This window comes from Hydrogenovibrio sp., from assembly GCF_049975065.1.
In the GTDB taxonomy this organism is placed as follows: Bacteria; Pseudomonadota; Gammaproteobacteria; order Thiomicrospirales; family Thiomicrospiraceae; genus Hydrogenovibrio.
Map to the genome: position 1 here is coordinate 1 of NZ_JBNGDN010000026.1, position 8,186 is coordinate 8,186.

The 8,186-nt window shown below is 50.9% G+C and carries 9 protein-coding genes; 5 read left to right on the forward strand and 4 right to left on the reverse strand.

Going from position 1 to position 8,186, the window contains the following annotated elements:
* The first annotated feature begins 58 nt into the window (after positions 1 to 58).
* The 4 genes from rnd (at position 59) to ACP5D0_RS04830 (ending at position 4,541) form a co-directional block, all read left to right on the forward strand.
* Positions 59 to 1,213: a ribonuclease D gene (rnd, locus tag ACP5D0_RS04815; RefSeq protein ID WP_472364469.1), complete on the forward strand. Its 1,155-nt coding sequence runs from the start codon at positions 59 to 61 to the stop codon at positions 1,211 to 1,213.
* Between the two features lie 62 nt (positions 1,214 to 1,275).
* Positions 1,276 to 2,550, forward strand: coding sequence for a 6-phosphofructokinase (locus tag ACP5D0_RS04820; RefSeq protein ID WP_472364471.1), 1,275 nt, complete (start codon positions 1,276 to 1,278; stop codon positions 2,548 to 2,550).
* A 180-nt stretch (positions 2,551 to 2,730) separates the two neighbouring features.
* Positions 2,731 to 3,561, forward strand: a complete 831-nt coding sequence (locus ACP5D0_RS04825) for a mechanosensitive ion channel family protein (protein WP_472364472.1) — start codon at positions 2,731 to 2,733, stop codon at positions 3,559 to 3,561.
* Between the two features lie 245 nt (positions 3,562 to 3,806).
* Positions 3,807 to 4,541, forward strand: coding sequence for a DUF481 domain-containing protein (locus ACP5D0_RS04830; RefSeq protein WP_472364473.1), 735 nt, complete (start codon positions 3,807 to 3,809; stop codon positions 4,539 to 4,541).
* Positions 4,542 to 4,692: 151 nt separating this feature from the next.
* Here ACP5D0_RS04830 and ACP5D0_RS04835 read toward each other — a convergent pair whose 3' ends face one another.
* The 4 genes from ACP5D0_RS04835 to ACP5D0_RS04850 are packed head-to-tail and all read right to left on the reverse strand — an operon-like array spanning position 4,693 to position 7,536.
* Entirely contained in the window at positions 4,693 to 4,980 is a 288-nt protein-coding gene (locus ACP5D0_RS04835) for a hypothetical protein (protein WP_472364474.1), read from the reverse strand.
* Positions 4,981 to 6,543, reverse strand: coding sequence for a right-handed parallel beta-helix repeat-containing protein (locus tag ACP5D0_RS04840; RefSeq protein ID WP_472364475.1), 1,563 nt, complete (start codon positions 6,541 to 6,543; stop codon positions 4,981 to 4,983). It abuts the gene before it with no gap.
* A 42-nt stretch (positions 6,544 to 6,585) separates the two neighbouring features.
* Complete coding sequence (locus ACP5D0_RS04845; protein WP_472364476.1) at positions 6,586 to 6,957, reverse strand: hypothetical protein; 372 nt, start codon at positions 6,955 to 6,957, stop codon at positions 6,586 to 6,588.
* 21 nt (positions 6,958 to 6,978) lie between these two features.
* On the reverse strand, positions 6,979 to 7,536 hold the full coding sequence (locus ACP5D0_RS04850; RefSeq protein ID WP_472364477.1) for a DUF2058 domain-containing protein: 558 nt from the start codon (positions 7,534 to 7,536) through the stop codon (positions 6,979 to 6,981).
* Between the two features lie 167 nt (positions 7,537 to 7,703).
* Between ACP5D0_RS04850 and ACP5D0_RS04855 the strand changes: the two genes are divergently transcribed.
* Positions 7,704 to 8,186 (forward strand): DUF6544 family protein (locus ACP5D0_RS04855; protein WP_472364478.1); only part of this gene is annotated, 483 nt, incomplete at its 3' end.

Here is an 8,186-nt window from a genome sequence, read left to right on the forward strand (position 1 = left end):
ACAGGGCAAATGACAGCTTTTGCTTGCCCAAAAGCGTGGAACCTCTTAAACTGCTTTTATGACGCATTCATTTATCTTGATCGACACTCAACCAACTTTAGAAACCTTCTGCCGCCGCATCGAGTCTGAGCGCTGGTTAGCGATTGACACCGAATTCGTGCGAACCGACACCTACTTCCCGCAACTGTGTTTGATTCAAATCCAGTCCGAAGGCGGTCAGGCGGCGATTATCGACCCGCTGACGCTGTCGGATCTGTCGCCTCTGTGGCGACTTTTGGCGGCACCGAATTGCATCAAAGTCTTTCATTCTGCCCGCCAGGATCTTGAAGTATTGTATCAACTTTCCGGGGCATTACCGTCGCCGATTTTCGATACTCAAATCGCGGGCGTCTTTCTGGGATACGGCGATTTGGCAGGCCTGGCCAAAGTCGTGAAAGGCGAACTTGGGCGGGTGCTGGAAAAAGATCAAACCCGCACCGACTGGAGCCGACGCCCGCTCAGCGATCAGCAGCTGACCTACGCCATTGACGATGTGCGCACCCTCGCGCCCATCTACGAACGCTTTCTCGCTCGGTTAACGGATGCCGAGCAGAAGGCTTTGGAAGAAGATTTTGAAGCACTCTTGTCGGAATCACTCTATCGGCCATCGCCCGAAACGGCGGGGGACAAATTGAAAATGGCCGGGAAACTGGCGCGTAAAAACAAAGCCATTGCCTATCGACTGGCCGAATGGCGCGAACTCTACGCCATTAATCACAACAAACCGAAGCGGTGGGTTTTATCGGATGACGCTTTGATCGACATCGCCAAACGCCCACCGCAAACCCCTCAGGCCTTATATAAAGTGCCCAATATCAAAGCCTCTTCCGTCAAAAACTTTGGCGATGAGTGGATCGCCCTGATTGATGAGGTGTTTGCCCACCCGGAACACTGGCCAGAAACCGAGCCCAAAGAACCGCCCCCAAGCGCTCAAGAAGACATTTTGCTGAACATCGCCTTTGCCCTGCTTCAGCAGACCGCCTTGGACTATGGTATCAATCCAAACAATATCGCTAACCGCACGCAATTACTGCAGCTTATCCGCCAGCCGGACAGCGGCTTGTCCGGCTGGCGTCATCTGCTCCTCGGCCAACCCCTTTGCCGCTTTTTGCAGGGACAGTCAAGCTTGAGTTGCCAGTCACAGCGCATCATTCAAAAAACTTTCATGCCATAACGTAAGTGTCATCTTTTATAATCATCGGCAACTTATATAAATACCAAAGGTAAGGATTTAACATGTCTCAACCCAGAAACGTCATCTATGCTCAGGCCGGAGGGGTTACCTCCGTCATCAACGCCAGTGCCGCCGGTGTCATCGAAATGGCCAAACGTCACCCGGAGCGATTTGGCAAGGTCTATGCCGCCATTAACGGAATTGTCGGCGTGCTGGAGGAAAACCTGACCGACGCATCCCAGTTCAGCGAAGACCTATTGGATCGACTGAAAGTGCAACCGGGCGCGGCTTTTCAGGCCTGTCGTTTTGACTTGGACAGTGTTGAGGAAAACCCGGCACAATACCAACGGGTTCTGGAAGTGTTCAAAACCTATGACATCGGCTATTTTTTCTACAATGGCGGCAACGGTTCCATGGTCACGGCTCAAAAAGTGGCCGATTACTGCTCGGCTCATGGCCATCCGGTCACCTGCATCGGTGTGGCCAAAACCATTGATAACGATCTGGCCTTATCCCATTGCAGCCCCGGATTTGGCAGCGCCGCCAAATACATTGCTACCAGCTTACTGGAAGCCACCATGGATCTGTTCTCCATGCACCACACGTCCACCAAGTTTTTTGCCTTAGAAGCCATGGGGCGCAATGTCGGCTGGCTAACCATTGCCGGCGGCTTGATTAAAACCGCCATTCCCGAAGTACCCTTATTGGTACTCCCAGCGGAACGCGCCTTTGACAAGGCCAAATTTCTGGATCGGGTTCGCACCCTGATCGACACCAAAGGCTATTGCGTATGCATTGTCTCGGAAGGCTTGATGGACGAAAACGGCAATTACATCTCAATTGAAAACATCGAACACACCCACAACAATCATTACACCCAACTGGGGGGCGTCGCCCACACCCTCTCCAATTTAGTGGCCGACACCTTTAATTGCAAAACCCACAGTGCCGTACCGGATTATCTGCAACGTTCCGCCAGTCACCTGGTGTCCGAAACCGACTGGGAAATGGCCTACCGAGCAGGCAAGGCAGCGGTGCAAGCGGCACTGGACGGACTGCATGGCGTTTTGCCGGTCATTGAGGTGATCGATACGCTGCCGCTGGTTTGGCGCTACAAAAACGTCAAGCTGGTGGACGTCGCCGATTTGGAAAAATCGGTACCCGACGAATTCATCACCGAAGACGGTATGGACATCACCCCAGCGGCCATCGAGTACCTGCTGCCACTGATTAAAGGCGAACGCACGCTTCAATACCGAAATGGATTACCGAACATTCACCCCATGTGTTTTGATTTGGTGACAAAACAATTGCCACCGTTCAAAGTATTCAAATAATCTTTTTTTGCAACGCCCTCCATAACGACACTACCAGGCCTGGTTATTTACTAGGTCTGGCAATTTTCTGCCAAACTGAACGGCATTTCGCCTAAAATGTTGCGTCTTGAATTCTCGTATCGAAATGCTTTTTAAAGGATTTCACCGACTCAACTTCAACCTTCTTTAGGAAACACACCTATGGACTTCTCAACGATTGATGTGAACCAGCTCTGGCAAACCTACGGCATCGAATGGAGCAGCAACCTACTCTTTGCACTGCTCATTTTTATCATCGGGCGCTGGGGGATTAAGATCGTACTTCGCATTACCGAACGTATGTTGCAAGCTTCCAAAATGGATGACATGCTGATTAAGTTCGTTCAGTCGATCCTGAACGCTCTGCTGTATCTATTCATTATCATTGCCTCGCTCAGTCAGTTGGGCATAGACACCACCTCGCTGGTGGCGCTAATCGGTGCCGCCGGTTTGGCCATCGGCTTCGCCCTGAAAGACTCGCTGAAGAACTTTGCTTCCGGCGTGATGCTGATCGTGTTCAAACCGTTTAAAGTCGGCAACTTCGTCGAAGCCGGTGGCACTTCCGGCGTGGTGGAAGCGGTGGGTATTTTCAGCTCCACCTTCCGCACTGGCGATAACCGTGAAGTCATTATCCCCAATGGCAACATCTACAAAGGCAATATCACCAACTACTCTGCCCGCGAGACCCGTCGTGTCGATATGGTGTTCGGTATCGGCTACGATGACGACATTAAACAGGCCAAACAAATCCTGACCGACCTGATTGAAAACGACGAGCGCGTGCTAAAAGACCCGGCGCCCAGTATCGTCGTGGCGGAACTGGCCGACTCCAGCATTAATTTTAATGTGCGCCCTTGGGTGAAATCCGGGGATTACTGGCCGTTGAAATGGGACATGAACGAAAAAGTCAAACTGGCGTTTGACGACGCCGGCATCGGCATCCCTTTCCCACAAATGGATGTGCATGTTCACAGCTTGCAAACCGAATCCTAGCCCGAATGTTTCATGAATTTGTGCTGAGATTGCGCAGGGCATTGGTTTCACAAGGAAATTTTCGAAGAAGTGTCGTATCCACGATTACGACCGACTGAGAAAATATGGCTTGTGGAATCAAGGAGCAAGCAAGGTCGGTGCAAATTTGTGAAATATTCGGGCTAGCAGCGCTTTCATTTTCTTCAAAGGACGTTTTTGCGTTCTTTGATGTCTGTATTTTTAACCTTTAAAAGGGAATATAACCTATGAGAAAACACACTCTCGCACTGTTTGGTGCCACCTCTCTACTGATTGCCACCCCTGTGCTGGCGGAAGACAAGCCTGAGCTTGGGTTAAGCGGAAGCGGGCAAGCCGGTTACTCCAATACCACCGGCGACACGTCCACCCAAGCCATTTACGGCTCACTGGGTCTGGAATATACCCAGAAAATGTATAAGCTCAAAGCCAAGTTCGATGCCACCAATAAAGAAGAAGATGGCAATCGCACCGACGAACGCTATGTCGGCGACCTGCAGGGCAACCTGTATTTTTCCGACTATCAAAAAGCCTATGGCTTCGGTCAATTTAAAGCCGTGAACGATCGCTTTTCAGATATTGAGCTGAGCACCTATACCATTGCCGGTCTGGGGTATAACTTCATTAAACGCAAAGATATGATTCTGACCGGTGAAGCGGGTGCCGGTTATCAAAGTGACAACTATTACAAAAACAGCGACACCAAAGACATGTCACAAGCGATTGCCAAACTCTACGGCAACTTTGAATACGCGTTTAATCCGAATGTCCGCTTTCTGCAAAACCTCACCGTCTTCACGGGTGAAAAGCAAACCAATACGGAAAGCAACACCGGCTTAAAAGTCCTGTTTAACAGCCATTTCAATATGCGCATCAACTACCAATACCGCCACAACAGCAAACCGGCTGAAGATAAAAAGAACGTCAACACCGAAACGATGATTACCTTGGGTTACGACTTCTAACCAGGCCTGGTCATTCCTGCATCAATGCCATAAAAAACCGGGGACAGCCCCGGTTTTTTTATGGCGGATTTTCGACACATATCCGCAGGTAAAGTATGGGTTCGAAAGTCAATATTCGGCTAAAACTCCAAGCCTCAAGCGCGCATCAGTCTTAATTGATCTGAATGGTGTTTGAAGGCGTTATCCACCGAGCGGCGGCAATGCTTTCGGGGCGGGAAGTCACACCGGCACGGTCAGCATTCTTCTGCGCTTCGGCGGTGTGCCGCTGGACATCTTGGTTGCCACGATACTGTAACTGGGTTGGGTACTCTATGCCCTCATAAGTGAAAGGGCAAATATTAAAAAACGTCATATCACGCCAGAAATTATCATCATAGTCTATGTCGCCAAACGTTCGACATCCACCGGTATCCGCACCGTATCCGAAATCGTTTAACAATCAATAGATGGCGTATTGTGTGTAAAAAGGGTCATTTTCGCCAATGTCCGTGCCAAAAAACGCCTTCGCCTGCGGATTGTTATACATCACATTGTTTCGCACTTTAATAAAGCGACTCATGCCGTCACTGTAAACCGTGTTGCCGCCCCGCTCAGGATTTTTATCGGAAAACACATTACCCTCAATCAACAAGGCATCGTCCATGGACGTGCCCTGATACCCTGTGGTGTAAATGCCGCCGCCGTCCCACAATTGCTGCAGGGTGGCATAGGTACGGTTATGGGTCACTTTATTATGACGATTCGGGGTAAACTCGGTATGGACGCCCCACATATTCGGGGTGGCCGTCGCCAGCCCAAGATTGATGCCCGGATCCAACAACCCCCAGCCCCAGCCCATCGCAATCGCCGACCAAGGGGTGTACATAATGGTGTTATGGTCGATGTGGGTGTTACGTGAAAAACCGACATAAATACCCGCCACATCGTAATATTCCTGGCCGATATGACGAATGAGATTATTGCGAATGGTGTTATTGGCGGTCAGCTGCACCGCATCCGGGGCATAATCGTCCTGTTGAACCCCGCCCAACCAAATGGCCGAGGCGGAAATATCTTCAAACAGATTATCCTCAATCAACGCATTTTGCGTACCGGTTCCGAAGTGCAGCGCCACCGCGCCCAGGTGTTCGAAAATATTGCCTTGAAACACAACCCCATCAACGTATTCCAGCTCGATATTGCCCGGGGTTTCAACCACCGACTGCACATGGCCGATGGTGTTATAGTCACCGGAAGTGCCGGTCACCCGATTGCCGCTTTGATCGGAAATGTACCCTTGCTCACCACTCGGCTCCAGCCAAGTGGCATAAGCGAAATTCAAGTTTTGAAACCGAATATTTTTCACTGGCGCATCCTGACGACCTTGGACGGTTAGCAACTGCTCTAGCTGCGGCATTTCTACCTGAACGCGACGCATATCCTGACCGTCCAGCGGAATGTAATACAGGGTATCCGCTTTTTGATCGAGGTACCATTCCCCAGGCTCGTCGAGAAAGGCATAGGCATTTTCAAAAAACGCCACTCGAAAAAAACTCCACAGGTTGGTAGCGGTTTTCTCAGGATTCAGATACAGGTTCGCGTTGCGCCAGGCGGTGTCTTCGAGCTGAATCAAGCCGGTTCTGGATAAATCATAATCCAGTTTGGCTCCCAGATCATCGAGAATAAATTCATGTTCATAAAACTGCAACGCGTCCTGAACGGAAATATGAGTATTGTGGTAATCGGGAAACGGGATAATGCCTTTCAGCGGCACGCGCTGCATTTTCCATTGCGGCAGGGCAACGGCTTCAATATCCTCGACATTCTGCCAGGTATTCGGATCCGGCCAACCAGCGGCCAGGCTTCCATCCATATTCTGCAGCGGTATATACAAGATGCCCGCCGCATCACTGTTAGCTGGTGAGTTCGGATTATAGCCATAATAAGGCCAGAAGCCGCCCGGGTAATCACCGGTTCTGGCGCGGGTGGCACGCACGCCGTCCACATACAGTTGCCGCGACACCGTGCCTTTTGCACTGGCGCGATAAATATTTTTGTCCGCGTCCTACAAAGTCCAACCATCAATTTGTCGAGAGCCGTACAGACTCGCCTGCGCCCCCGCCGCCGCTTGATACGTCAGCTGATAACCGTCCTGTGGCGCATCGCGGTGATCCAACCGCAAAGGTGCCTCCAGCCGATAGACACCGGATTTAAGGTTTACCGTAACATTTGTTGCACCCGCAACCATCTCCCGCGCTTTCTGCTGGGCACGCGCCAGTGTCTGAAACGGCTGATCAATCTCACCCGTGTTAGTATCCTTACCCTCCGGCGACACCCAAACAGTCACCGTCTGCGTTTGACGATCATTCGAATCACCGGACTGACAGCCCGATAGCAACGCCGCCAATAAGATAGCCGCACTCATTTTTTTGATCATACCCAGCCCCTGTTTAACGCCCTACCAAATCAAGTCATCCGGTATGGCAAATTTTGCATAATAGTCACGATCTTCTTCCGAGAGGGCATCATCCTTATCGGACAGCGAAATCAACACTGTCGGGTCACGCTGCTCAATCTTTTCAACCACCGACGCTGGCACCAGCACATAATCACCGCCCTGCCGCGCAATGCGGATGCGACCACTCACCAGCCCCTGACGTGTTTGAGCATTGACCTGCAGAGTCTTGACCTGTTTTTCATCGGCAAAATGAAATGTCAGATCGCCCGCCACATCGGTCAATTGATTGGACTGCAGCAACTGCTTCAGTTCCGCCAATTTGGCCGTTTCCGCCTGCTGCTGTTGGCGCTCCAGATTCAATTGTCGATCTTTTTCCGCTTTGAGCCGCATGGCTTCTGCCGCCAGCTTGGCTGCATCGCTGTCGCCTTGGCCCGCCTGAGCGCCCTTTTTGGATTTGTGCTGTTTGCTTTGTTGATATTTTTCTTTTTTAATTTTTTTGGCTTGGTGCTCATTCACCAAACCGGATTTTTTCAATTGATCAAATAGCGACCCGGCCATTGTTTACCCGCTTCATTACTCGTTATAGAATGTCAACCATTCTAACCCAATCGCACCGACGGATTCGTTAAAACGCGATGCTTTTCGTCTGCGTCAACGTCGGAATAAATGAGGATTAAGGCTTTATGAACTGGGATTTTGTAGTCGTGTCCATCGCAGTGATATGAGTGTTTAGCCTGCTGGCACTCGTGGCTCTGCGTTGGCGCGATGCGGCAGACGAACACCGCGAATGGCAACGTCTGTCGGCACAGCAACCCTTGAACCCCATTCGCTTTGATCCTGCCATGGTGAACAACTTGCCGCCTGCCGCCCAAGCGTTTTTTCGCTTTGCGATTCTACCGGGAACGCCTTTAAAAACTGTGGCTGAAATTGATATGGGGGGCGAGTTCAGTCTGGGCGATCGTACCAACCCCAACGATCAACCCATGAAAGCCAGTCAAATTCTGGCCGCACCGCAGGGCTTTATCTGGAAACTAGAGCGTTTTGGCAAGATGGGGGTTACCGGTTCGGATTCGGCACATTGGACACGTTTTCGAATTTTCAGCCTCCTACCGGTGGCGCGTCTGGGTGGCACAACCGACCACCGTCGTTCCGCATTTGGGCGCTATGTGGCGGAAGCGTTATTTTGGACACCTGCGGTCTTTTTACCA

Excerpts from the sequence above, each read along its gene's own strand:
- ACP5D0_RS04825 (WP_472364472.1), top strand. The coding sequence starts at position 2,731 with ATGGACTTCTCAACGATTGATGTGAACCAGCTCTGGCAAACCTACGGC.
- ACP5D0_RS04845 (WP_472364476.1), bottom strand. The coding sequence starts at position 6,957 with ATGATCAAAAAAATGAGTGCGGCTATCTTATTGGCGGCGTTGCTATCG.
- rnd (WP_472364469.1), top strand. The coding sequence starts at position 59 with ATGACGCATTCATTTATCTTGATCGACACTCAACCAACTTTAGAAACC.
- ACP5D0_RS04830 (WP_472364473.1), top strand. The coding sequence starts at position 3,807 with ATGAGAAAACACACTCTCGCACTGTTTGGTGCCACCTCTCTACTGATT.
- ACP5D0_RS04850 (WP_472364477.1), bottom strand. The coding sequence starts at position 7,536 with ATGGCCGGGTCGCTATTTGATCAATTGAAAAAATCCGGTTTGGTGAAT.
- ACP5D0_RS04820 (WP_472364471.1), top strand. The coding sequence starts at position 1,276 with ATGTCTCAACCCAGAAACGTCATCTATGCTCAGGCCGGAGGGGTTACC.